A 24,209-nucleotide genomic window follows, 5' to 3' on the forward strand; every position below is an offset into this window, starting at 1 on the left:
TCCGACGGCGGTGTGAGAGGCATTGTGGTGTTCGTGCCGCGAAACATGTAGTCACGTGTTCCCGCCACACAGGGGGCTGAACGGGAGAAGGGGGCGGCGTCACACGACCGCCCGGTGGGGCCGACGGCCGGTTTCTGTCCGTGACCGTCGGCCCCACCGGGCGGTTGCGCCCCACGCCTGAGGGGCTGTCGTCTAGTCCGGGGCCTGGTCCTGGCCCCGGACCCTTTCCTGGTCCTCGGCCACGGCGATGGCGAGACGCAGCAGACCGACCCGGCTCCGGGCCCCCGACTTGTCCCGGATCCTGCGCAGATAGGTGTCGACGGTATGCGGGCTCAGGTCCATTCGGCGTGCGATGGACGTGTAGGTGAGGCCGTCGGCGAGATGGCGCAGGACCTCACGCTCGCGGACGCTCAGTGAGGCCAGAGCTTCGGCAGCTATTGGCGGTCGACGTGTGTCCATTCCGTTTTCCTCGTCGCAGGAGAACCCTGACGTGGGCCGGTCCGCCCCCGGCGGAAGGGCGGACTGGTCCCGTCTCGGGTGGTGCGGGGAACCTCCGCGCGGAAGGTCCTGCCAGGCGCGTGGAGCGCCCCGCGTGCCCGGCTCAGCCCCAGCCGCTGTCGTCCGTCGGGTGCGGCTTGGGCAGCTGGTCCAGCGCGACAGGGGGTTTCACGCTGCCCCAGCCGCTGTCGCCGGCGACTACTACGGCGACCACGGACTGAAGGGCTGAGCTCTGCGCGCCGGATATGGCGCCGAGGGCGAGCAGCGCGACTGCGATCACTGTGGTGACGGGACGGCTGACTTTCACAGTTGCTCCTGTTTTAGCGGTAAGTGCGGATTTTTCTGGTTGTGATCCCTGCTGCTTCAAGGTTCTCCAGTGCGCGACTCGCTGACCATGGGTGAAGGTGCTCACCAAACTGTCCGGCAGCAAAGACGAACGGGTAGCGAAAAGAGCGAAGTGGAAGAAACGGGTGTGAACAGCCTGTGCAGGGAGGTGCGGTTCGAAAGGATTCGAGCCGGGAGACGTGGACCCAGAGAGTCGCGGCAGTCTCGACCGGCGACCGGCGACCGGCGACCGGCGACCGGCGATCGGCGACCGGCGAGGGTGTCGAGCGCGTCCGGCGCGCGGCGTCACTGCTCGCGGGCGTGACCTCGGGCGGGACCAGGTCAGGACCCGACGTCACCGGGTGCGGGGGCGGCGTGCGCCGGCGGTCTTCTCCAGTTCGCCGCGGTCCAGCTTGCCGCTGAGGGTGAGAGGCAGCGTGGGCAGCGGCAGGAACCTGGCGGGCACCATGTGGGTCGGCAGGAACGCCGCCAGCTCGGCGGGCAACCGCTCCGCGAGCGTGTCGTCGGATTCGTCGCGGGGGACGAAGCACGCGACCAGCATGGGTTCCCCGCGCGGACTGGGCACCACGACCACGGCGCCGGAGGCCACCCCGGGGCATGCGAGGAGACGGCTCTCGATCTCTCCCAGCTCGACCCGCATACCGCGCACCTTGACCTGGCCGTCGGCCCGGCCGAGGCAGCGCAGGGTGCCGTCGTCGTCCCGGACGGCGAGATCACCGGTCCGGTACCAGGTCCGGCCGTCGGCATCGCGGACGAACACCCGCTCGGTCAGCTCGGGGCGCCCCAGATAGCCGTCCGAGATCCCCCCGGCGAGAAGGATCTCCCCGGTCTCCCCGTCGGCCACCGGGCGCCCGTCGGCCCTCAGTTCGACGTCGACGTGCGGGAGGGCGCTGCCGATCGGGGTGCCCGGGGCGTCCCGCCGGGCCAGCGTGCGCGGGGTCAGCTCCTGCCAGGTCGCGTACACCGTGCCCTCCGTCGGGCCGTACAGATTGTGGAAGGTCGCGCTGGGGGAGAGCCCCAGATCGGCCCAGCGGGAGACCACCGTCAGTTCCACCGGCTCGCCCGCGAGCAGAACGCGGCGCAGTGCGGGGAAGGAGGCGCCGGTCCGCTCGGCGGCGTCGAGCAGATAGCGGAAGACGGTCGGCACCTGGCTCAGGACCGTCGCGCCCGCCTCGGTCAGCAGGGAGGCGAGACGACGTGGGTCCCGCAGCGCCTGCTCCGGCACCGCCAGCAGCCGGGCGCCGGTCACCAGCGGAGCCCATGACTCGGCCAGACTCACGTCGAAACAGGGGGACGTGGACTGGGCCCAGACCTCGTCGGCGCCGAGACCGAGGGACGACACGAAGCCGAGGAGGAAGGCCGCCAGACTCCTGTGGGAGACCACCACACCCTTCGGCCGGCCCGTGGAGCCCGAGGTGTGGATGACGTAGGCGGTACCGTCCGGCGCGGGCGATGCCGGCGAGTCCGCCGCCGGAGGGGTGCTCAAGGTGAATCCCTCGCCGGGGCCGGGCTCGACCACCGTGCGGGCCCCGGCGTCGGCGAGTACGAAGTCCTGGCGCGGTCGCGGATAGGAGGGGTCCACCGGCACATAGCCGCAGCCGTGCCGCCAGATGCCCAGCACCGCGGCGTAGACCCGCCATCCGCGCGGCATGCGCATCCCCACGAGCTCGCCGGGCCGCACGCCCGCGTCCACCAGCATCCGCCGTACCGTTTCGGCAGCCGCTCCCAGTTCGCCGTACGTGACATCCCGGGAGGAGTCGGTGACGGCGATCCTCTCGGGATGGTCGGCGATGCTCTTCTCGACCCAGACGTCGACCCGGTCGCCCATGACGCCGAACCACCCTTCCGCTGTGTGACATTCGTGGTGCGCCAGGCACCGTCGGCGGGACGCTAGCCACTGAACGGATGCAGGTCAACACGTTCCGTGACCGTTCCGGATCGGTGCCCGGCGTGGGCGGGTGGCAAGGGGGAGGCGTGCCGGCGCCGGGAACTGGGGGATCGGTCGGGAAGGGGGTGATGGGGGCGACGGCGGGCCGCGCGGGCAGCCTGGGGCGGGGGAGTCGCCGGAACCGGAAGAGAACCTCGGGTGCGTCCTGACGCCCTGTCACCGCACCTCGGACGGAGGGGGCAAGGGGAGGGTTCCGTACGCCGAACCCCTGTCCGCGAAGCGGTAGTTGTGGTGACACGAGGCTTTTCGTACCCCCGTTACCTTGCTGCCGTGCAGGTCGGTGAGGCGGGTGCGGCATGGCCCGCGCCGTCCGCCCCGGTGATCGTGGAGGGCCAGCACAGCCGTACACACCACGGCAACGCACGCCGGGGACGTACCAGAAGCCGGAGACGCCCATGCCCCAGCACGAACTCCCGAAGCCAGACCACGAGGCCGCGCACGGACCGGTGTTCAAGGTGCTCGGCCCCTTGGAGGTGTGGGACGGGGAGCGACGGGTCAACCCCGGCGGCGTGAGACAGCGTCACGTCCTCGCGACGCTGCTGATCTACGCCGACAGGGTCGTTCCCGTGAACCGGCTGATCCGCGCGGTCTGGGACGAGGAGGCGCCGTACACGGCGGGCAACCAGGTGCGCAAGATGATCTGGAACCTGCGCCGCAGGCTGCCCGACTCGGTGCGCATCCTCACCGAAGCGCCGGGCTACCGGCTCGTGCTGAGCGAGGGCCAGCTCGACGCCCGTACCTTCGAGACCCTGCTGGGCCGCGCCGGTACCGCCGTCACCGAGGGCCGCGCCGAAGAGGCCGTCGAGCATCTCTCCCGCGCCCTGAAACTGTGGCGCGGCCGTGCGCTGAGCGGGCTGAGCGGCGCCGTCGTCGGCTCCGGCGGCCGGGACCTCGACGAACGACGCCTCATCGCCACCGAGCGGCTGGTCGACCTGCGGCTGCTGAACGGGGAGGCGCGGGCGCTGGTGCCCGACCTGTATTCCCTGGTCAACGCCCATCCTCTGCACGAGGGGCTGCGGGAGCGGCTCATGCTGGCCCTCTACCGGATCGGCCGACGCGCGGATGCCCTGCAGGTGATGGCCCAGGGCCGGGCGGAACTGGTGGAGCTGGGCATCGAGCCCGGCACCGGGCTCAGCCGCCTCCAGGAGCGCATCCTCCGGGACGATCCGGGCCTCATGCTTCCCGAACCCGAGCCTGAAGCCGGCGCTGGACCCGAGCCCGACGCCGGCCCTGGCCCCGTACCCGGAACCGCGCCCCAGTCCGAGGACGAGCCCGACTGCGATCCCGCCCCCGTCCCCGCCTCCGCGTCGACCGTGGAGGGCACCACGGGAAACCTCTCACCAGCCGCAGAGGTGGCCGTGGCGACGGCCGCCGACCGGGGACAGGATCACGGCAGCCTGCCCTACGACCTCAAGGACTTCACCGGACGCCGCCGGGAACTGGACGCCCTCCTCGCCCTCGGCGCCGCCGTCACCGACCGGGCCCCCACCATCGTGACCCTCACCGGCATGCCCGGTGTCGGCAAGACCGCCCTCGCCGTGCACGCCGCCCACCGCCTGTCCGCCGCCTTTCCCGACGGACGGCTCCACCTGGACCTCCAGGGCCTCACCCCGCACAGCGGCCCCCCGACCCTGGCGGAGGCACTGCGGCATCTGCTGCTCACCCTGGGCACACCCGCTGGGGACGTTCCCGACGACCTCGACGGACGGTTGATCGCCTGGCGGCGGGCCGTGGCCGGACGGCGGGTGCTGATGATCCTCGACGGAGTGGTGGACACCGCGACCGTGCGCCCGCTGCTGCCCGGCACCGGCGGCTGTCTCGTCGTGGTGACCAGCCGCACCGTCATCGGCAATCTCGACGGTGCCGTCCCGATCCATCTGGGCCCGCTGTCCGAGGAGGAGGCCGTCGGCCTCCTCGGCAGCATCATCGGTACGCACCGGATCGGCGACGCCGGCGAGGCCCGCGACCTGGCGGCCGTCTGCGGGCGGCTCCCGCTCGCGCTGCGGATCATGGGCGCCCGGCTCAACAGCCGCAGCGCCTGGAGCCTCGCCCAGGCCGTCCGGCGGCTGCGCCGCCACGACCTGAGGCTGCGCGAACTCACCCTCGCCGACCGCAGTGTGGCCACCGGGATCAGCCAGTGCTACCGCGGACTGAGCCCCGCCCAGCAACGCATGCTGCTCGCCCTGCGCGCGGCACCGTCCGGCAGCATCGACGAACGGACCGCCGCCCGGCTGGCGGGCGTCAGCGCCGCCGAGGCGGAGGAGGCCCTCGAAGGACTCGTCGACGCCTGCCTGTTGCAGTCCCTTCCGGAGCCCGGCGGCTACGCCCTGCCCGAACTGGTCCGCAGCTTCGCCGTCCAGGAGTCCGCCACGCCCCGCCCCGGGCCTGCCCCCGCGCAGACGCAGCTCCCGCCCCGGACCGGGCCCCGGCCGACGGAGGGCCGCGCGACCCCGCCCGGCAACCGGCCCAGGCCCGACGGCGCCCGACGCCGCGGCACCGCCGCCCGGCGGTCCGCCGCCTGAGCCCTCGGTGAGGGTGCGGGACGTGCCACGGCCCGGGGAGCGGAGGTGATCGCCGCGGACTCCGCCGGACCCGGCCCGTGGCGCGACGCCTGGTTCACGGTCTGGCGGTCCCGGCCGTCTGGACTGCGGTCCGCCTTGGCAGCGCGGTGCGCAGCGGCAGCAGAAGGAGACAGGCCCCCGCCATCCCGACGGCCCCGACGAGCAGTGCCGTCGGGGCCCCGGCGCGGTGGCCGAGCCAGCCGCCGGCCAGTCCGCCCAGCGGTGCCACGCCCAGGACGACCGTGCGGATCGAGGCGTTGACCCGGCCGTACAGCTCCTCCGGGGTCAACGTGGTGCGCAGGGTGCGCTGCGTGACGTTGAAGACGATGACGAGGGCGCTCGTCACGAAGTGGGAGCCCGCCACCAGCGCGGGCACCGCCGGGGCGGGCGCGAGGACCGCGGCCGGTACCGCGAGGCCGGCGGCCCCGGCGAGGGCCAGCGTCGCGAACAGTGTCCTCGTCGTCCCCAGCCGTCGCGCCACGCCGCCCGCCACCAGCGCGCCCGCGCAGGCACCCGCGCCGGAGGCCGCGTACACCGTGCCGATCCAGGACGCCGGGAGGGTCAGGTCGTGGGTGAGGAACACGAGCAGCGGCGGTTCGCTCACGAACAGGAACAGGTTGAAGACGGTGGTCGCGAGGGTCACGGCTCGCAGCGGGCGGCTGCGCAGGACGAAGGCCGCGCCGATCCGCATCTCCTCCCGCAGGGCCGTCCGGGCCCCGTCCGGTTCTCGGGCCGCACCGTTCTCCCGCCGTGGCGCCTCCGGCCGTCGCGCACGCTCCGTCTCGGGAAGTCGGCGGGTGAACAGCGCGGACACCACGTAGGCCGCCGCGTTGCACAGCAGCGCCCACGGGCCGGTGAGCATCTGGACCGCCACGCCACCTACCGAACTTCCCACGATGGTCGCCCCCGACGCCGTCAGCTCGAACCGGGCGTTGGCGCGGGCCAGGTCCTCGGGGGCGACCAGGGTGGGCAGGCAGGCGCTGTACCCGACGTCGGACACCGCCCCCTGAGCGCCGATCAGCAGGGCCAGCACCGCCAGCAGGGGCAGCGAGAGCATCTGGCACACCGCCGCGACGGGCACCGCGAGCAGCAGCGCGGCACGGACGAGATCGGCGCCGATGAGCAGGCGCCGCCGGGAGTGGCGGTCCACCCAGACCCCCGCGAACGGACTGACCAGAAGGTGCGGCAGGGTCCCGGCCGCGCTCAGCAGCCCCAGCTCCAGCGCGTCGGCGCGCAGGGTCACCGCCCCGACGAGGGGGAGCGCCACGACGGTGACGTTCGCGCCGAACTGAGAGGCGGTCTGCGCGGCCCACAGGTGTCCGAAGGTGGAACGGCGCAGGGGCGGGTTCATGAGCGGCTCGTCTCCTCACCCAGGTCCGCGAGGACTCGCGGATGCCGGACCAGGCCCTGGTGGTCGGTGTCGACCTTCCGCAGGTCGAAGTCGCCCGCCACACGGTCCCGCCAGCGCCGTACGTCCGTCTCGGAGACGTCCCTGCTGCGGTGGAAGAGCAGCGCGCCGTCGTACCGGGGCGGCCGGTACCGGCTCAGCGCCCGCAGGTGTGCCCGGAAGACCGCGAAGTCGGCGTCGGGCGCCTCGCGCAGATGGCGTTCGCGCAGCTCGTCCTCCGAGGGCGGGCGCGCGCCCGGGTAGGCGCTGTCGAGGACCGCCAGCAGCGACACCTTCTCGCCCCTGGCGCGCAGGCGGGCGGCCAGTTCGAAGGCGACCACACCCCCGAAGGACCAGCCGCCCAGCCGGTACGGGCCGTTGGGACGGACCCTCAGGATCTCCGCCAGGTGGACCTGCGCCACCTCCTCCACGGACCCCAGCGCGCGGGACATGCCGAGCGCGTGGACCGGGACTCCCGAGGCGGCCAGTTCGCGGTAGCACAGGATGGTCCCACCGACCGGATGCACCATGAACAGGGGATCGCGCTCACCGGTCCGGCCGTCCAGCAGCGCGGCCTGGAGAGCCGGGGTCGAGTGGTTCAGGACCGCGCCGACCGGCAGGCGCTCACCGAACTCCTCCTGGAGCAGGCCGATCAGCCGCAGGGCCGCCAGCGAGTGCCCGCCCGCCATGAGGAAGTCGTCGTGCGCCCCGATCGGGCCACGGCGCAGGGCCCGCTCCCAGACGGCGGCCACCCGTGCCTCCGTGGGAGTCCCGGGCGCCGTCCACGTGGCGCGGTCCGCGTCGGGCCGGGGCAGCGCGGCGTGGTCCAGCTTGCCGTGCCGGGTCAGGGGCATCCGGTCCAGGGGGACGACCACCGAGGGAACCTGGTGCTCGGGCAGCAGCGTCCGGGCGAAGCGGATCAGCTCGCCGGGCTCGACCGGCGCCCCTTCGGTCACGGGTGCCCCTTCGGCCACGGCGTCCGCCGGCCGTGGCCCGTCGCCGGACGACCAGGTCACGTACGCGACCAGGCGGTCACCGTCGGCCGTGACCGCGCAGTGGCGCACCGCGGGGTGCCGGGTCAGGGCCACCTCCGTCTCGCCCGGCTCCACCCGGAAGCCTCGGATCTTGACCTGCCGGTCGGCGCGGCCCACGAACTCCAGTTCACCGCCGGGCAGTCGGCGTACCAGGTCCCCGGTCCGGTAGACCCGGCGCGTGGTGCCGTCGGGCAGTACGACCCGCGGGAAGGAGCGCGCGGTCGCCTCGGCGTCGCGGTGATAGCCGAGCGCGAGCTGGGGGCCCGCGATGAGGAGTTCGCCCGGTACCCCGAAGGGCACTTCCCGGCCGTGCCGGTCCAGGACGTGCAGATCGACGCCGTCGACCGGGTGGCCGATGGGCACGCCGTCCCCGCCTCCGGGGACACAGCGCCACCAGGTGACCTCCACCGCGGCCTCGGTCGGACCGTAGAGGTTGAACAGCGCGGTGTCCGGCAGGGCGGCCAGGAAACGGTCCTGGAGCGGGCGCGGGAGGACTTCCCCGGTGCACAGCACGCGGGTGAGGCCCGTGCCGACGGCCGCGTCGGGGTCGTCGAGGAAAGCGTCGAGCGCGGACGGCACGAAGACCGCGGCGGCGATCCGTTCCGCGCGCACGAGCCGGGACAGGGCGCCGGGGGTGCGGGGCGCCTCCGGTCCGGCCACGACCACTGTGCCGCCCGAGGTCAGCGGCCAGAACAGCTCCATCACCGCGACGTCGAACGTGCACGACGTCTGGTGCAGCACCCGTTCCCCGGGCGCCAGCGCGAAGGTCTTCCGCAGCCACAGCAGCAGGTTGCACACGGCTCGGTGGGGCACGACGACCCCCTTGGGCTCGCCGGTCGAGCCGGAGGTGTGGATGAGGTAGGCGGGATCGTCCGCGGACATCGCCGGCAGCGTCACCGGGGTACCGCCGGGGTCGGCCTCCCCGTGCACCCCGGCCTCCGCCGCCAGGGTCCGGACGTCCGCCTCCGCCTCCAGAGCGCGAACGTCCGCCTCCGTCAACGTCAGGTGCAGACCCGCCCGTTCGGCGAGCGCGGCCCGTCGCAGGGGCGGGTCGCGCGGATCCAGCGGGACATGGGCGGCGCCCGCCTTGAGCACGGCGAGGAAGGCGACCGCCTGGAGTGCGGACCGCTGGAGCACCAGCCCCACGAACCGCCCCGGACCACAGCCCCGGCGCACCAGCGCGGCGGCCAGCCGGTCCGAACGGGCCGCGAGCTCCCGGTAGGTCAGGACGTGTCCGTCCTGCCGCACCGCGGCCAGGTCGGGGGTGCGCCGGGCCTGGTCCGTGAAGAGCGCGTGCAGCAGGGCGGGCCCGCCCTGCCGTGCGCCCGCCTCGTCCTGGCGGCGGCCGGGGGAGCGTTCCGGCTGCGACAGCAGGACGGCGTCGGCGTACGGGGAGTCCGGCCGCCCGGTCATGGCGCGCAGGGCCGCCGTGTAGTAGCCGTGGACGAGGGCGATCCGGTCCTCGGTGAAACGGTCCGCGTCCCACCGGAGCCCCAGGCGCAGTGCGTCGTCGGCGCTGTCCAGCGAGAACTCCGCGCCGAACGGTATGTCCGCGTCGGCGGACCCCTCCTCCGCCACGATCTCGGGCGCGCCGGGCGGCAGTTCACGCTCGACGTGGAAGTGGGTGAAGTTGAAGAACGTGGTGAACAGGGCCGGCCGTCCGGTCACCCGCATGATCTCCGCCATCGGGTAGTGGACGTGCCGCTGGATCCGCAGATCGGCCTCGGCGGTGGCCCGGACGAGATCCGCCCAGCTCCCGCCGGTCATGGCCAGGCGCAGCGGGAGGGTGTTGACGAACAGTCCGATGGCCCGGTCGCCGTCGGGCTCCGGAACCCGGCCCGGGCAGACCGTGCCGCTGACCACGTCGTCCGTGCCCGACAGCAGGGCCATGACCCGCAGATGGGCCGCGAGGAGCACGGTGCGCACCGGCACGCCGAGGCCGCGCGCGAGGCGGGTGACCCCCTGGGAGAGGTCCGCGGTCACGGGCCGCTCCAGGTAGCGCATCGTGGTCCCGCCGCGGGCGGAACGCCGGCCGGGCAGCTCCGTCAGCGTCATGCCCGCCAGCTCCCGGCGCCAGAAGTCCCGCGGCGCCGGGTCCGCGAGCGCGGCCCGCTCCAGGGCGACGTAGGAGCGGAACCGGGCGGCGGGCGGCGGGCGTACGCCGGTCCGGGCGTACCGGGCGAGGAGTTCCACGAGGAGGGAGCGTTCGCTCCAGCCGTCCATGACGGCGTGGTGCTCGGTGACGAACAGCCGGGTCAGGTCGTCGGTGAGCCGCTGGAGGTGGAAGCGGATCAGGGGCGGCCTCGACGGGCCGAACGGGGTGGTGCGTTCGGCCTCGAACCGCGTAGCCGAGCGCTCCTGCCGGTCGGGCAGGCCGCGCAGGTCCTCCACGGTCAACGGCACCGGCACGCGCGCGTGGACGAGTTGGACGGGCTCGGTGAACCCGGTCGGCTCGAACGAGGTGCGCAGCAGTTCGTGGCTCTCCGTCAGGCCCGCGACGGCCTCCCGCCAGGCGTCCGCGTCGAACCCGCCGCGCAGGGTGTACGCCTTGACGTTGTGGTAGAGCCCCGAGCGCTCGCTGTGGAAGAACATCCCGGCCTGGAGCCGGGTCATCGGGTAGGCGTCCGTGATCCCGGCGCCGATCCGGGCCCGGTCCTCGGCGGGGAGCAGGGCGAACGGCTCGTGCGGGTCCGGCCCGGTCGGTGGCGCGCAGACGGCGACGGCCGCGAGCTCGCGGACCGTCTGGTGCCGCAGCAGGTCGGCCACGTCGACGTACAGCCCCCTGTCCCGGGCGCGGGAGACGATCCGGACGGTGCGCAGGGAATCCCCGCCCAGCGCGAAGTAGTTGTCGTCCACGCCGACCACGGGCCGCTCCAGCACGTCGCGCCAGATCGCGGCGAGCGTCGCCTCGGCCTCGGTCGCGGGTTCCACGTGGGGGCCCACGGCCTGCTCCACGGGACTGGGCAGCGCGGACCGGTCGACCTTCCCGTTGGCGTTCAGCGGCAACCGGTCGAGCACCATCAGATGGGCCGGGACGAGGTGGTCGGGGAGCCGCTCGCGCAGTCGGCGCCGCAGGACGTCGGAGCGGACCCGGGCGCGGGCGTCGGCGGCGGAACCGGGCACGACGTACCCGACGAGCCGGCCGTCGCGGTACGCGACATACGCCTCCCGTACCCCGTCCAGTGCCGCGAGCGCCGCCCGCACCTCGCCCGGTTCGACCCGGAACCCGCGGATCTTGACCTGGTCGTCGATCCGTCCGTGGTACTCCAGCTCCCCGTCGGGCAGCGACCGCACCAGGTCGCCGGTGCGGTACCTGCGGCCCCCCGGCCCCTCCACGAAACGCTCCGCGGTCGGCCCCGGCAGACCGAGGTAGCCGTCGGCCAGTCCGGCGCCCTCCAGCCACAGTTCGCCCACGACGCCGCGCGGCACCGGTCGGCCGCGGTGGTCCAGGACATGGGCGCGCAGGTCCGGCAGGGTGACCCCGATGGGGCTGCCGGGACGGGTCAGGTCGGCTGCGGTCATCCGGCGGCACGTGGCGTGCACGGTGGTCTCCGTGATGCCGTACATGTTCAGCACCTGGGGGCTGTCGTCGCCGTGCCGGGCGAACCAGCCGCGCAGCACGGCCGGGTCGAGCGCCTCCCCGCCCAGGACCACCCGGCGCAGCGCCAGTCCGTGCGGCGCGTCCGCGTCGTACCGGATGAACTGCGCGAACGCGGACGGCGTCTGGCTGAACACGGTGACCCGCTCGCGGCGGAGCAGCGCGTGGAGGCGTTCGGGCGACCGGGTGGTGTCCGGGTCCACGACGACCAGCCGCCCGCCGTGCAGCAGCGCACCCCACAGCTCCCACACCGAGTAGTCGAAGGCGTGGCTGTGGAACAGCGACCACACGTCGTCCTCGCCGAATCCGAACCACCGGTCGGTCGCGGAGAAGAGCCGCACGATGTTGCGGTGCGGCACCAGGGTGCCCTTGGGGGTGCCCGTCGACCCGGACGTGTGGATGACGTAGGCGAGATCGTCCGGGGTCACCCCGGTGTCCGGCGCGGTGTCCGGGTGCCGGGCGAGCGAGGGGTCGGTCACGTCGACGCTCTGTCCGGCGAATCCGGGCAGAGCGCTGTCGGCGACGAGGACGCGGAGGCCCGCGTCGGCCGCCAGGTGCCGCAGGCGGGCCGGCGGGTGGGCCGGGTCCAGCGGCAGGTACGCACCGCCCGCCTTGAGCACCCCCAGCAGTCCCACGACCAGTTCGACGGACCGCGACACGTGCAGACCCACCGGCGTTCCCGGACCCACCCCGTGCGCGCGCAGCCGATGCGCCAGCCGGTTCGCCCGCCTCTCCAACTCGCCGTACGTCAGCGCGCGGTCGCCCGCGACGACGGCGACCGCCTCCGGACGCCGGGCGGCCTGCTCGGCGAACACCTCGTGGGCGCACCGCGTCACCACGGGCTCGTCCCGGGCGGCCGCGGCGGGCGCCGGGACGACCTCCACCCGGGACAGGGGGACGTCGGGGTGCTGCGCGACCTCCCGCAGCACGTGCCCGTAGTGCTCGGCGAACTGCCGTGCCGTCGCCTCGTCCAGGGTGTCGCCCCGGTACTCCAGGGTGCAGCGCACCCCTCGTCCCTCGTCCAGGACGTCCAGGAGCAGCGGGAACTTGGCCTCCGTGACGGGTACGTCGACCTCCTCGACGCGCAGTCCGGGCCGCGGGGTCCGGGGCGGCTCGTGGTAGCGCAGGGTGAACGCGGCCCGCACCAGCGGGGAACCGTCCACGCCCCGCTCCGGGCGGACGGCCGCCACGACCTCGTCGAACGGCAGCCGCTGGTGCTCCAGCGCGGCGAACAGGTCGTCGCGCACCGCGACGCTCAAGGCGCGGAAATCGCGGTCCGTGCCGACGTCGGCCCGCAGGGCGACGGTGTTGGCCAGCAGCCCCACCGTCCGGTCGAAGCGCGCGTCGGTCCGTCCGGCCACGACCGTGCCGATCACCACGTCGTCGACCCCGGTGTACCGGCCGAGCAGGATCGCGTAGGCGGTCAGCAGCACCCCGAACAGGGTGGTGTCCGACGCGGCGGCGAGCACGCGCAGCCGCTCGATCACCTCGGCGGGCGGAGCGAACACGTGGCTGCCGCTCGGCGCGCCCCGCGTCAGGGGCGGCGGAAAGGCGAGCGGCGGCGGCCCGTCGCCCAGCCTGTCCCGCCAGTACGACCGTTCCCGATCGGCCTCCGCTCCCGTCAGGAACATGTCCTGGTCGGCGGTGAACACGCGGTACGGCACCGCGGGCGGCGCCTGTGCGGCGAACAGTTCCTCCAGCAGCAGACCCACCGACCAGCCGTCGCTGATGATGTGGTGCATGCACAGCAGGAGCCGCCACCGCCGGGGGCCCGTGCGCAGCAGCCGGACCCGGAACAGGGGACCGGCCGCCAGGTCGAAGGGGCGGTCGCGCTCGGTCTCCGTCCACCGGCGCACCGCGTCGTCCGGGAGGGACTCCCGCGCGGTTCCCGGCGGTTCGTCGTACCGCCAGTCGACGGCCGCGCCCTCGTCCACGACCTGGGTGAGCCGTCCGTCCCGGAGGGCGAACCGGGTCCGCAGCGCCTCGTGACGGTCCACCAGGCGCTGTGCGGCGGCGGCCAGTTCGTCCGGCCGCAGGTCACCGCTGATCAGGCGGGCCACCGGCAGGTGGTGGACGGCCGAGGGACCGGCCGCGGCCTCCAGGTAGTACATCCGTTGCTGGGCGCTGGACGCCGGAAGTTCCATGGTGGTCTCCGCTGGGGAAGTCGAGCGAGAAGGTCGTGTGCGGTGCCCGTGCGGGTGCGGGACTACGCCGGGGCCCGTTCGTGGCCGGTGAGGGCACCGTGCGCGGTCAGGAAGGAGACGACGGCTTCGGCCGTGCGCGGATCGCGGAGCAGGTCCGTGCGGTCGCACATGACCCGCAGGCCGTCGCCGGGCGTGTGCGCCGACAGGATCCGCAGGGTCGGGCCCGTGCGGTCGGGCGGCGGTGCGTGGTGGGCGGCCAGCAGATGGGCGAGCCACCGCAGTGCGGAGTCCGTGACGGTCGAGGTGAGGTCGTCGACCTCCCCGGTGGCGGCCCCGTCGGCGCGCAGGGCCGCGCCGACGTGGTCCGACAGCCGGGCCCGCGCCGCGGTGAGGAAGGCCCCGGGATCCGGGACCTGCGCGGCCAGGTGCCGCACCTCCCCGGGCTCCGGCCGGACACCGAGCTGGGCCAGGGTGGCGCCGTAGGCGGCCAGGACGGTCGCGGCGGTCACGGGTTCGGCGTCGAAGAGCACCAGCGGCGCCGCACGGCCTCCGCGCCCGGCTCCGGCGGCGAGCACGGCGGCCAGCGGAGCCGAAGCGCAGTAGGCCAGCACCGCTCCGGCCGATCCCGATGGCCTCCCGGCGGACAGCGCGGCCAGGTACCGGCCGGGCGGGAGGGGCGGCGGCGGTACGGCGAGCAGGTCGCGCGGTCCGGGCAGGCCCAGCTCGGACACCCGGGCCTCCGGACGCTCCCCCGGGTAGTCGAGCACCAGCAGGGGCCCGTCATGCCCAAAGCCCGCGGGGCTCACCACGGGAACCTCCGGCGGGCGAAGGGGTGGCCGGGCAGCGGGGCCCGTGGGCCGGGGCCGTTCAGCGCGGCCCAGTCGAGCGGTGCGCCGCGCCGGTACAGCGCGGCGAGCCCGGAGGGTCCCCAGAGGTACCAGGCGCTGTCGGGCAGCACCCGGCGGCCGAAGTCGCGCAGCACGGGCGTCGGCGCGATCTCCACGAAGTCCCGGGTGCCGGCGGCGCGCAGGGTCCGCAGCGCGGGGTCGAAGAGCACCGGGTACCGGACCTGACGCACCAGACAGTCCGCCTCGGGGACCGTCCCCGCGGGCAGGCACTTTTCGTCGGCCGCGGAGGCCCACGGCACGCGCAACGGGTGCCAGTCGAGGTCCCGGGCGTGCTCGGCCAGCCGGTCCAGGACCGGTTCCATGAGGTGGGAGTGGTACGCGGTCGTCATCGGCAGCCGCCGGTGGGGCACCCGGTGCCGGTCGAGCCAGGACTCCGCCCGGTCCATCAGGGCGTCCGGGCCTGACAGGGTGTGCGAGGTGGGCGCGTTGTGGGCCGCGAGGTCCGCCCCTGTCGCCGCCGCCGCGTCGAGCGCCACGGCCACGGGAGCACTGATCGCCAGCATCCGCCCGGTTGCGGTGGACCGGGTCAACTCCTCACGCACCAGCGCGAACCGGACCGCCTCGGCGAGCGGGAGGGCACCCGCCGTGCACAGTGCCGCCAGCTCGCCGAGGCTGTGCCCGACGACGGAACCGGGCCGTACCCCGGCGGACTCCCACAGCCCGGCGAGCGCGACCTGGAACACGACCTGGGCCGCCTGGGGCCGGTCCAGGACCTCGCCGAACGGTTCCACGACGGACCGGAAGACCGGCTCGTCCCGGAGGGCTTCGAAGTCCACCGCACCGGCGCCCTGGCCGCGGAACGCGAACGCCGCCGGACCGAACGCGACCGGACCCTCGCTGTGCTGCGGTTCGTCCCGCCGCGGTGCGGCGAGCGCGGCGTCCAGGGCGTCGGCCACCTCGCGGGACGTCCGCCCCGACACCGCCAGACGCGCGGCCGAGCGGGGCGGCCCGGCGTGCAGCCGCCTGGCCACGTCGCCCGCCGGGACGTCGTCGTGCCCGCGCAGCCAGTCGCGGAGCTGCTCGGCCCGGCGCCGCAGCGACGCCTGGTCCGGTGCGGCGAGCGGCACGAGCACCTCCCGCCCCGAGGCGCCCGCGACGGCCGGGGTGGGCGGTTGCTCCAGGACGACGTGCGCGTTGGTGCCGCCGAACCCCAGGGAGCTGACGCCCGCCCGGCGCGGTCCCGGCCCGGGCGGCCACGGTGCCTGTTCGGTGACGGGGAAGAACGGGCTGTCGGCCCACGCCAGCCGGGGATCGGGGACGGTCGTGTTCACCGTGGGCACCAGTTCGCCGTGGCGCAGCATCAGCACGGTCTTGATCAGACCGGCCATGCCCGCGCACGTGTCGAGGTGCCCGACCGACGGCTTGACCGAGCCGAGGCCGGTACGTCCGGTGGGACCCGGCCCGGCGGTCAGCGCCTCGGTGAGGGCCCGGAACTCGATCGGGTCGCCGACGGCGGTACCGGTGCCATGGGCCTCCAGATAGCCGATGGTGTGCGGCTCGGCGCCGGCGCGCGCCAGGGCGTGCCGGGCCGCCGCCGCGTGCCCGCCGACGGACGGGGCCGTGAAACCCGCTTTGGCCCGTCCGTCGTTGGTGACCGCCGACCCCAGGATCACCGCGTGCACGGTGTCGCCGTCGGCCAGCGCCCGCTCCAGCGGCTTGAGGAGGACCGCGGCGACGCCGTCCCCGCCCACGGTGCCGTCCGCGGCTGCGTCGAAGGCGCGCACGACCCCGCTGGGGGACAGGATGTACTCCGGGTCCGGCGGCCCGTCGGGCACGGGCGTGCGACGGACGGCCGCGGCACCCGCGAGCGCCAGGTCCGCGTCGCCCGTCAACAGGGCCTGGACCGCCAGGTGCACCGCGACCAGCGAGGTGGAGCAGGCGCTCTGCACGGTCACCGCCGGGCCGGTGAGACCGAGGTGGTAGGCGACCCGGGTGGCCAGGAAGTCCCCCTGGCCGCCGATGAGTTCCGCGACCGCGTCAAGGGGGTCGCCGGTGGCGTCGGCCCGCAGGAAGTACGGAGGCTGCGGACCGTAGAGGTTCATGCCGGACCCCGCGAAGACGCCGATCCGGGTCCCGTCGTCCGGGTCCGGGCAGCCGCCGTCCTCCAACGCGTGATAGCAGGTCTCCAGGAGCAACCGGTGCGCCGGATCCGTCCGTTCCGCCTCGCGCGGACTCACTCCGAAGAACGCGGCGTCGAAAGAATCCACGTCGGACAGCGGCTCACCGACCGAGCAGACCCCGGCTCGCAGGTTCCGCCAGAACGCGTCGATGTCCGGCGCGCCGGGGAAGCGGGCGGCCATGCCGATGACGGCCACCCGCCGATCCACGGCCGTCGGCGCGCCGATCCGGGCGGGGGGCCGCGGCTCGGTCCGGCCGGTGCCGTCGAGATGCCGGGCCAGGGCGGTCACCGTGTAGTGCTCGGTCAGTGCGGCGGCGGGCACGGGCCGGCCGAACTCCCTCTCCAGGCGCACCCGCAGCCGGGTGCCGAGGAGAGAGGTCAGGCCCAGCACGCGGAAGGGGACGTTCCGGTCGACCGGGCCGCCGCCGAGCAGACCGGAGAGGGCCGCGGCGACGCGCTCCTCGGTGCCGTTCTTCGCGGCGCTCTGCTCGTCGGTGTCGTGTGTCGCGCCGCGGTGCGCCTTGGCGGCGCTCAACGCGTCGCCGCGGTTCTCGGTGCCGGTCATCGCACACCCTCGAAACGCCGGGCGAGGGCGCGGATCGTCGGCGCTCTCAGGAACTCGGCCATCGGCACCCGGTCGCCCGTCTCGGTGCGGATCCGCTCCAGCATCCGCACGGCGTTCAGGGAGTTGCCGCCCACCTGGAAGAAGGACACCTCCGCGGAAAGGCTCTCCGCCCCCAGTTCCAGGCACCACAGCCGGTGCACCCGTTCCTCCTCGGACGTGGCGGGCGGACCGCCGGCCGGCAGCGTCTCGGCGACGCCCGAACTCCGCAGCAGGTCCCGGTCCAGCTTCCCGTTGGCGCCCACCGGGAGCCGGTCCACGGCGAACCAGGCCGCCGGGACGAGATGACCGGGCAGCGATTCCGCCAGCCCAGCCCGCAGGACGGACACCCAGTCCTCCAGCGGCTCCCGCAGCACCACGTGCGCGACGAGCCGCGGTTCCGGCTCGTGCTCCGCGAGCACCGCCGCCCCGGCGACCTGGGGCAGCGCGTTGAGCGCCGCCTCCGCCTCGCCCGGCTCGACCCGGAACCCGCGGATCTTGACCTGGTCGTCGGTACGGCCGAGATGGTCGAGGGTCCCGTCGCGGTTCCAGCGGACGACATCCCCGGTACGGAACCAGCGCCGGGTCCCGTCGTCCACGAAGCGGCGCGCGGTGAGGGCCTCGTCGCCCGGATAGCCGTCGGTCACCTGCTCCCCGCCGACCAGCAGCTCTCCGGGCACCCCGGGTGGGACCGGACGGCCGTCGCGGTCCTCGACGCGCAGCAGCACGCCGGTGACGGGGCGTCCGATCGGCGGACTCGGCCCGTCGTCCGGGGTCACCAGGTGCTCGGTGACGATGATCGAGGTCTCGGTCGGACCGTACTGGTTGAACAGACGTGTCTGCGGCTGGGCCGCCAGGAACCCGCTGAGCGGGGGCAGCATGCGCAGGGGTTCACCCGCGCAGAAGATCTCCCGCAGCGAGGGCATCGGCCCGGCGCCTCGCAGGAGTGCCGCCAGCGGTGTGCCGGGCAGGCAGAGGCGTTCCACCTCGTGACGCCGCACGATCTCGCCCACGGTCGCCGGGTCGAGGCGGTCGGCGTCGTCCAGGAGGACCAGTTCGGCCCCGACGGCGAGCGTCCCGAAGATCTCCTGCACGCTGACGTCGAAGCCGGGGGAGGTCCACTGGAGCGTGCGCAGCGCGGGATGCGCCTGCGACTGCCAGCGCACCAGCGCGACCGGACCCCGGTGCGGCACCGCGACCGCCCGGGCACCGCCCGTGGTCCCCGAGGTGAAGATCAGGTAGGCCGTCGAGCCGGGGCTGGTGCGCAGGCCCGGCGAGGTCGCCGGGAGGCCGGGATCCGCCTGCGGGTCGGTCAGGACGAGCACGGCCCCGCTGTCGCGCGCCATGGCGGTGCGCCGCGCCTCGGGCAGCGCCGGATCGATGGGGACGTACGCCGCCCCGCACTTGAGGACCGCCAGCACGGCGGTGATCAGTCCGGCTCCCCGGGGCAGGAGGACGGCCACCGTGCTGCCGGGGGACACCCCTTCGCCGATCAGGCGGTGGGCGAGGCGGTTGGCGGCGGCGTCCAGCTCGCCGTACCGGGTCGTGCCGTGCGGGCCCGACAGCGCGATCGCGTCGGGCGTGGCGGACGCCGCCCGCTCGAACAGTTCGTGCAGACAAGCCGGTTCGTCGGCCCCGACGGCCAGGGCCGAGGAACCGTCCTCGGCCCGCTCGGGGTCCGCGTCCCCGGACCCGTCGTGGGACGCCACGAACCGCGCGTCCGCCTCGGTCAGTCCGGTCAGCGCGGACAGGGCGCCCGCCGAGTCTGCGAGTCCCCGTCCGAGCAGATCCTCGGTGTAGCGCAGCAGCCGGGCGACGGTCTCCGCGTCGAAGAGCCGCTCGTCGTACTCCACCGTGCACCCCAGGCCGTCCGGGCGCGCCGTGAAGTAGAAGGTCAGGGCGAACGGCGCCTGCGCGCGCGGCACTTGCAGAAGCCGGGCGGACAGACCCCCGCCGCCCAGGTCCGCGTCGGCCGCCTGCTCGTACTCCACCAGCACGTCGAACAGCGGGTTGGCACCCGGGACCCGCTCCGGGTTGACCGCCTCCACCACGGCGTCGAGGGGCACGTCCCGGTGCTCCAGCGCGTCCATGACCGCGCCGCGCACCCGCCGTACGAGACCGGCGAAGGACGGGGCGCCCGACAGGTCCAGACGCAGGGCCAGGGTCTCCACGTACATCCCGATCCGGTCCTCGGCGCCCGACGGGCGGTGGGAGACCGAGGTGCCCAGCACGACGTCGTCGGTGTCGCCGAATCGGCCGAGCACGGAGGCGACCGCGCTCAGCAGCGTGGTGAACGCCGTGGCGCCGACCGAGCGGCCGAAGGCGCGGACGCGCCGGGCGAGCGCGCCGTCGAACTCGTGCGTGAGGGTCGCGCCGAGCGCGGGGCGCGAGACACCGCGCGGCCGGTCGAGGGGCAGCCGCAGCACCGGGGCACCGTCCAGCAGCCTCTTCCAGAACTCCAGACCGTCGCCGGCCGGTGGCGTGTCCGCAACCGGTGCCGGGGAGAGCGGGGGCAGCAGAGCCGCCTCGCCCCGATGGCACGCCGCGAGATCGCGGAGGAAGACCATGGTCGACTGCGCGTCGAAGACGCTGTGGTGCGCCACCAGATACAGCAGATGGCGGTCAGGACCGAGCACGCCCAGGGCCACCCGCCACAGCGGACCGGTCGTCAGATCGAAGGGTGCCGAACCGTGCGCCGCGTGCAGCGCGGCCACCGCCTCCTCGCGCGTGCGCCCGGTGAGATCGGTGACGGGACAGTCCGGGGTGAACGACGGCCCGACGATCTGCCGCAGGACACCGTCCTCCTCCCGGAAAGCGGTACGCAGCGCCTCCTGGCGGTCCACCACCGCGCGGAGCGCGTCGAGCAGCGCGTCCCGGTCGAGCGGACCCTCCAGCTCCACGGCCTTGGGCTCGTTGTGGACGGCCCGTCCCGGGTCCATCCGGTCCATCAGCCACATCCGCCGCTGCTGCGGGGAGGCGGGCGCGGCCACGGCCGGGGACGGTTCGTCCGTGGCGGCGGCCGGGGAGGGTTCGTCCGTGGCGGCGGCCGGGGACGGCTCGTCAGGTACGACGGCTGGCGACGGTTCGTCCTTGAGCGCGGCCAGGTGGGGGAGACCCGCCAGCATGTCCGCGGCCGGAAGGCCGAAGTCCACGAACGCGCCCACCTCGTCCACGCCCGCCCGCACCAGGGCGTCCAGCACCGGCCGCACACCGTGCGGGGAGCCGATGAGGGCGCGGGTCGCGCAGTAGCGGTCGTAGGCGCGTTCCAGCAGGAACTCGACGTCGTCGGCCGGGGTCCGGGCGAGGTCCACCTCGACCCCGAGGCTGCGCACCGCGTTGTCGAACAGGGAGAGCGAGGACATCAGATAGGCGCGGAACGGCCCGTATGCCTCCTGCCGTGCCCGCTCGGCGTCGCCGCGCAGATAGGTGTGGACGAGGACGGTGACCCGGCCTGCCCGCGGGTCCAGCCCGCACCGGGCGCGCGTGCTCCGGTACAGCGCGATGTTGCGCGCCAGGTCGTCGACGTCCTGCTGCATCAGGTTGGTCACCACGCCCACGTCCTCGCGCGCCGCCCGTTCCCAGCTCGCGGGGCTGGACAGGACGGCCACGGACAGCGGCGGCCGTGACTGCACGGGCGCCGGGAAGAGGGTCACCTCCACGGTGTCGCCGTCGCCGGAGACACCGGTGTGCGGCGTGCCCGACCACAGCCGGCGCACGGCGTCCAGGCGTTCGTACATCAGCTCGCGCCGGTCCTCGAAGTGCTCGGGCGCCAGGACGAAGTCGCCGGAATGCCAGCCGGACGCCACGCACAGCCCGGCCCGCCCGCCGGAGAGGTTGTCGACCATCGCCCACTCCTCGGCCACCCGGACGGGATGGTGCAGGGGCAGCACCACCGAGCCCGCGTGCAGCCGGATGGAACGGGTGCGCACCGCGAGCGCGGCGGCCAGTACCGCCGGGTTCGGGAACAGCCCGCCGAAGGAGTGGAAGTGACGCTCGGGCACCCACAGGGAGTGGAAGCCGTTGCGGTCGCCGAACTCGGCGGCGGCCAGCAGCGCCTCGTACCGCGCGGGTCCGTCCCCGTGCGGGTAGTCGCCGAAGAAGTACAGGCTGAAGTCGACGGACCCGGCGGCCGGCGAGCTGCCGGAGACGTCCGTGTCCGGGGCGAGCCGGGCGGTCACCGAGCGGACGGACAGCTCGTCCTCGAAGAGCGCGCGGACCGGCAGCCGCACCCCGAACCGGTCGTGGACCTTCCGGGTCAGGGCGAGCAGCACCAGCGAGTCCGCCCCCAGAGCGATCAGTGGCCGGTCCGGGTCGACGGTGTCCACCGGCAGCCCGAACACCTCGGCGACGAGGGCGCGCACGGCGGGGAGCGTTGCGTTCACAAGGTGGTTCCTTCCGGGGGCGTCAGGCGCCAGAAGGCACCCAGTCCGTCGATGTCCTCGATCTCCTCGGTCACCCCGTGGCGCTCGCGCCAGTCGTGCACGGCGGCACGGCAGGCCGGGATGTGGTAGTCGTCGACGATCACGAATCCGCCCGGGGACACCTTCGGGTGGAGGAGGTCGAGGGTCTCGACCGTGGAGGTGTACAGGTCGCTGTCGAGCCGGAGCACCGCCAGCTTCCCGATCGGCGCGGCGGGGAGCGTCTCGTGGAACCAGCCCGGCAGGAAGACGACCTGGTCGTCGAGCAGGCCGTACCGTTCGAAGTTCCCCCGCACGGTGTCCAGGTCCACGGCGATGACGTCGTTGTGGGTGTGCGCGGCCAGCGCGCGGTCGGCCGGGTGGGTGTCGGCGTCGGGCAGCGGCATGCCCTGGAAGGAGTCGGCGACCCACACCCGGCGGTCCGTCACGCCGTGGGCGCGCAGCACCGCCCGCATGAGGATGCACGCGCCGCCTCGCCAGACGCCCGTCTCGATCAGGTCGCCCGGCACGCCGTCCGCCAGCACCCGCTCCACGCAGAACTGGAGGTTGTCCAGCCGCCGTCGGCCGATCATCGTGTGGGCCTGGCTGGGCCAGTCGACGCCCAGTCTGCGGTTGAGCGGTTCGTAGACGGTGGAGGGCGCCCAGCCCGCGGGGATCGGCGGATCCTCGTAGATGGTGTTGGACAGCACCTCCTTCATGAGCTCCAGATACAGGTCCAGCGTCCGTGAGCTCATGCGTCCCCCACCGGGTCGGGCGTCTCGGTCAGTCGTCGGGCCAGCTCGCGCACGGTGGGCGCGGCCAGGAAGCTGTGCAGGTCGATCCGGGCCGGGTAGCGGGTGCGCAGCCTGGCCAGGACCAGCGCGGCCGACAGGGAGGTGCCGCCCAGCGACTGGAACGGCTGGTCCCGTCCGATGTCCGTGTGGCCCAGGACCGCCGACCACACCGACGCGACGTCCCGCTCCACGGTCCCGGTCGGCGGGCCGCCCGCCGCGCCGGGGCCGGCCGGGGCGGGCAGCCGCGCGCGGTCGACCTTCCCGTGCGCGGTGAGCGGGAGCCGGTCCACGGCCTGGATCCGCGCGGGCACCAGATGGGCGGGAAGCATCGCGGCGAGCCGGGCCCGCAGTCCCGCCGTGTCCCCGGCGACATGAGCCGCCAACTGTGTCTCCCCGGCGACCTGTTCGGCCGTCACCGCGCACTCGCGCACTCCGGGCAGGCCGCCGAGGACCGCCTCCACCTCCGCCGGGTCGACCAGATGGCCGCGGATCTTGACCTGGTGGTCGACCCGCCCGAGGAAGCGCAGCAGTCCGTCCGGATCCCGTGCGACGAGGTCGCCGGTGCGGTAGGCGGTGGCGGTCCGGCCTCCGTCCGCGGTCCGGCCTCCGTCCGCGGTCCGGCCTCCGTCCGTGGTCCGCGCCGAGTCGTCCGCGGTCCGCGCCGTGTCGTCGGCGTTCCGCGCCGTGTCGTCGGCGTTCCGCGCCGTGTCGTCGGCGGGGACGAAGCGGCGTGCCGTCTCCGCAGGGTCGTTGAGGTAGCCGTAACCCACACCCGGCCCGGTCAGCCACAGCTCCCCGTCGACGATCCGCGCCCCGAATCCCGGCAGCGGGGTGCCGATCGGCGGCAGGTCCGGCCAGGACGCGGGCGGGCCCGTCAAGGTGTGTGCGACGGCCACATGGGTCTCCGACGGACCGTAGTGGTGGTGCACCCGGCATCCGGGCAGCTCCTCGAAGAAGCGCCTGAGCCCGGGCGTGATCCGGAGTGCCTCGCCCGCCACCGCCACCTGCCGCAGTGAGCTCGGGACCGTACCGGTGTACGGCGCGAGCGCGGCGAGCCGGTCCAGCACGACCGGCGGCACGAACAGCCGCTCGATCCGCCACACCTCCAGCAGTTCCGCCAGCCGCACCAGGTCCCGGCGTTCCTCCTCGGTGGGCAGCCGCAGTACCCCGCCGCTGCACAGCGCCGTGAACACCTCCTGCACGAACACGTCGAAGCCCAGCGGGGCGAACTGAAGGGTGCGCAGCGGCCTGCGCGAGGTGCTCGCCAGGGTCCAGTCGATCAGCGCGTCGACGGCCCGGTGGGGCATCCCCACCGCCTTCGGCCGTCCCGTCGAGCCGGAGGTGAACACCACGTACGCCAGCCCCTCCAGGGGCGGGCCGGGGCGTCCGGGACGCAGTTCAAGACCCGGGGCCACCACGAACCGGGCCCCGCTGTCGCGGTGGATCCGCCGGATCCGGGACGGGGGGTAGCCGGGGTCCACGACACAGAACGCGCCGCCCGCCCGCAGCGTCGCCAGGACCGCGACGAGCAGCTCCGCGGTGCGGCCCGTGCCGACGACCACGACCTCGCCGGGCCGCAGCCCCCGCGACGTCATGCGGGCGGCCAGCCGTCCCGCCCGCTCCCACAGCGCACCGCGGGTCAGGACGCCGTCCGCCCACTCCACCGCGGGGGCCTCGGGACGGGACCGTGCCCGCTCCTCCACCAGCTCAAGAACGCGTGATTTCACCTGCGTCTCCTCCAGGACAGGACACCTCGGGCCGCTGCCGGAGCCCGGCGGGGCCAGGACCCCCGCTGCGCCAGCAGTGCACCAGAGCGGTGTTCCGGGTTCCGGGCCGAGCGGGTTCCGGCCCGGTGTCCGGCCGCTTCCGGCCATG

At 74.4% G+C, this 24,209-nt stretch carries 11 protein-coding genes; 1 reads left to right on the plus strand and 10 read right to left on the minus strand.

Annotated features, from left to right (window positions below):
• Positions 1–192: 192 nt before the first annotated feature.
• From ACFY0P_RS38300 to ACFY0P_RS38310, 3 genes are all read right to left on the minus strand, one after another.
• Complete coding sequence (locus ACFY0P_RS38300; RefSeq protein WP_388924189.1) at positions 193–459, minus strand: response regulator transcription factor; 267 nt, start codon at positions 457–459, stop codon at positions 193–195.
• Positions 460–601: 142 nt separating this feature from the next.
• Positions 602–805 carry a hypothetical protein gene (locus ACFY0P_RS38305; RefSeq protein ID WP_388924192.1) on the minus strand — a complete coding sequence of 68 codons (204 nt, stop codon included), beginning with the start codon at positions 803–805 and terminating at the stop codon, positions 602–604.
• Positions 806–1,177: 372 nt separating this feature from the next.
• Positions 1,178–2,671 (minus strand): amino acid adenylation domain-containing protein, encoded by a 1,494-nt coding sequence (locus tag ACFY0P_RS38310; protein WP_388924195.1) that lies wholly within the window; start codon positions 2,669–2,671, stop codon positions 1,178–1,180.
• A 515-nt stretch (positions 2,672–3,186) separates the two neighbouring features.
• On the opposite strand from ACFY0P_RS38310, the gene ACFY0P_RS38315 reads away from it, so the two are divergent.
• The gene (locus tag ACFY0P_RS38315) at positions 3,187–5,313 is read left to right on the plus strand and encodes a BTAD domain-containing putative transcriptional regulator (RefSeq protein WP_388924197.1); all 2,127 of its coding nucleotides are present in this window, start codon (positions 3,187–3,189) and stop codon (positions 5,311–5,313) included.
• Positions 5,314–5,407: 94 nt separating this feature from the next.
• Here the strand turns inward: ACFY0P_RS38315 and ACFY0P_RS38320 are convergent, their stop codons facing one another.
• From ACFY0P_RS38320 to ACFY0P_RS38350, 7 genes are all read right to left on the minus strand, one after another.
• Positions 5,408–6,703, minus strand: coding sequence for an MFS transporter (locus tag ACFY0P_RS38320; protein WP_388924199.1), 1,296 nt, complete (start codon positions 6,701–6,703; stop codon positions 5,408–5,410).
• Positions 6,700–13,515, minus strand: coding sequence for an amino acid adenylation domain-containing protein (locus ACFY0P_RS38325; RefSeq protein WP_388924202.1), 6,816 nt, complete (start codon positions 13,513–13,515; stop codon positions 6,700–6,702). The genes ACFY0P_RS38320 and ACFY0P_RS38325 overlap by 4 nt, the downstream gene beginning before the upstream one ends.
• Positions 13,516–13,577: 62 nt before the next feature.
• The gene (locus ACFY0P_RS38330) at positions 13,578–14,324 is read right to left on the minus strand and encodes a hypothetical protein (protein ID WP_388924204.1); all 747 of its coding nucleotides are present in this window, start codon (positions 14,322–14,324) and stop codon (positions 13,578–13,580) included.
• Positions 14,318–17,107, minus strand: a complete 2,790-nt coding sequence (locus ACFY0P_RS38335) for a beta-ketoacyl synthase N-terminal-like domain-containing protein (RefSeq protein WP_388924207.1) — start codon at positions 17,105–17,107, stop codon at positions 14,318–14,320. Before ACFY0P_RS38335 ends, ACFY0P_RS38330 begins: the two co-directional genes overlap by 7 nt.
• Positions 17,104–21,525 carry a MupA/Atu3671 family FMN-dependent luciferase-like monooxygenase gene (locus ACFY0P_RS38340; RefSeq protein ID WP_388924210.1) on the minus strand — a complete coding sequence of 1,474 codons (4,422 nt, stop codon included), beginning with the start codon at positions 21,523–21,525 and terminating at the stop codon, positions 17,104–17,106. Before ACFY0P_RS38340 ends, ACFY0P_RS38335 begins: the two co-directional genes overlap by 4 nt.
• A complete protein-coding gene (locus ACFY0P_RS38345) occupies positions 21,522–22,295 on the minus strand; it encodes a TylF/MycF family methyltransferase (protein ID WP_388924213.1) in 774 nt (257 codons plus the stop codon). The genes ACFY0P_RS38340 and ACFY0P_RS38345 overlap by 4 nt, the downstream gene beginning before the upstream one ends.
• The gene (locus tag ACFY0P_RS38350) at positions 22,292–24,061 is read right to left on the minus strand and encodes an AMP-binding protein (RefSeq protein ID WP_388924216.1); all 1,770 of its coding nucleotides are present in this window, start codon (positions 24,059–24,061) and stop codon (positions 22,292–22,294) included. The genes ACFY0P_RS38345 and ACFY0P_RS38350 overlap by 4 nt, the downstream gene beginning before the upstream one ends.
• Positions 24,062–24,209 lie beyond the last annotated feature (148 nt).

The organism is Streptomyces sp. NPDC001714, from assembly GCF_042892755.1.
Taxonomy (GTDB): Bacteria; Actinomycetota; Actinomycetes; order Streptomycetales; family Streptomycetaceae; genus Streptomyces.

Bases quoted from the DNA above. Each gene is read 5' to 3' on its own strand.
- ACFY0P_RS38310 (WP_388924195.1), bottom strand. From the start codon at position 2,671: ATGGGCGACCGGGTCGACGTCTGGGTCGAGAAGAGCATCGCCGACCAT.
- ACFY0P_RS38325 (WP_388924202.1), bottom strand. From the start codon at position 13,515: ATGGAACTTCCGGCGTCCAGCGCCCAGCAACGGATGTACTACCTGGAG.
- ACFY0P_RS38300 (WP_388924189.1), bottom strand. From the start codon at position 459: ATGGACACACGTCGACCGCCAATAGCTGCCGAAGCTCTGGCCTCACTG.
- ACFY0P_RS38320 (WP_388924199.1), bottom strand. From the start codon at position 6,703: ATGAACCCGCCCCTGCGCCGTTCCACCTTCGGACACCTGTGGGCCGCG.
- ACFY0P_RS38335 (WP_388924207.1), bottom strand. From the start codon at position 17,107: ATGACCGGCACCGAGAACCGCGGCGACGCGTTGAGCGCCGCCAAGGCG.
- ACFY0P_RS38315 (WP_388924197.1), top strand. From the start codon at position 3,187: ATGCCCCAGCACGAACTCCCGAAGCCAGACCACGAGGCCGCGCACGGA.
- ACFY0P_RS38345 (WP_388924213.1), bottom strand. From the start codon at position 22,295: ATGAGCTCACGGACGCTGGACCTGTATCTGGAGCTCATGAAGGAGGTG.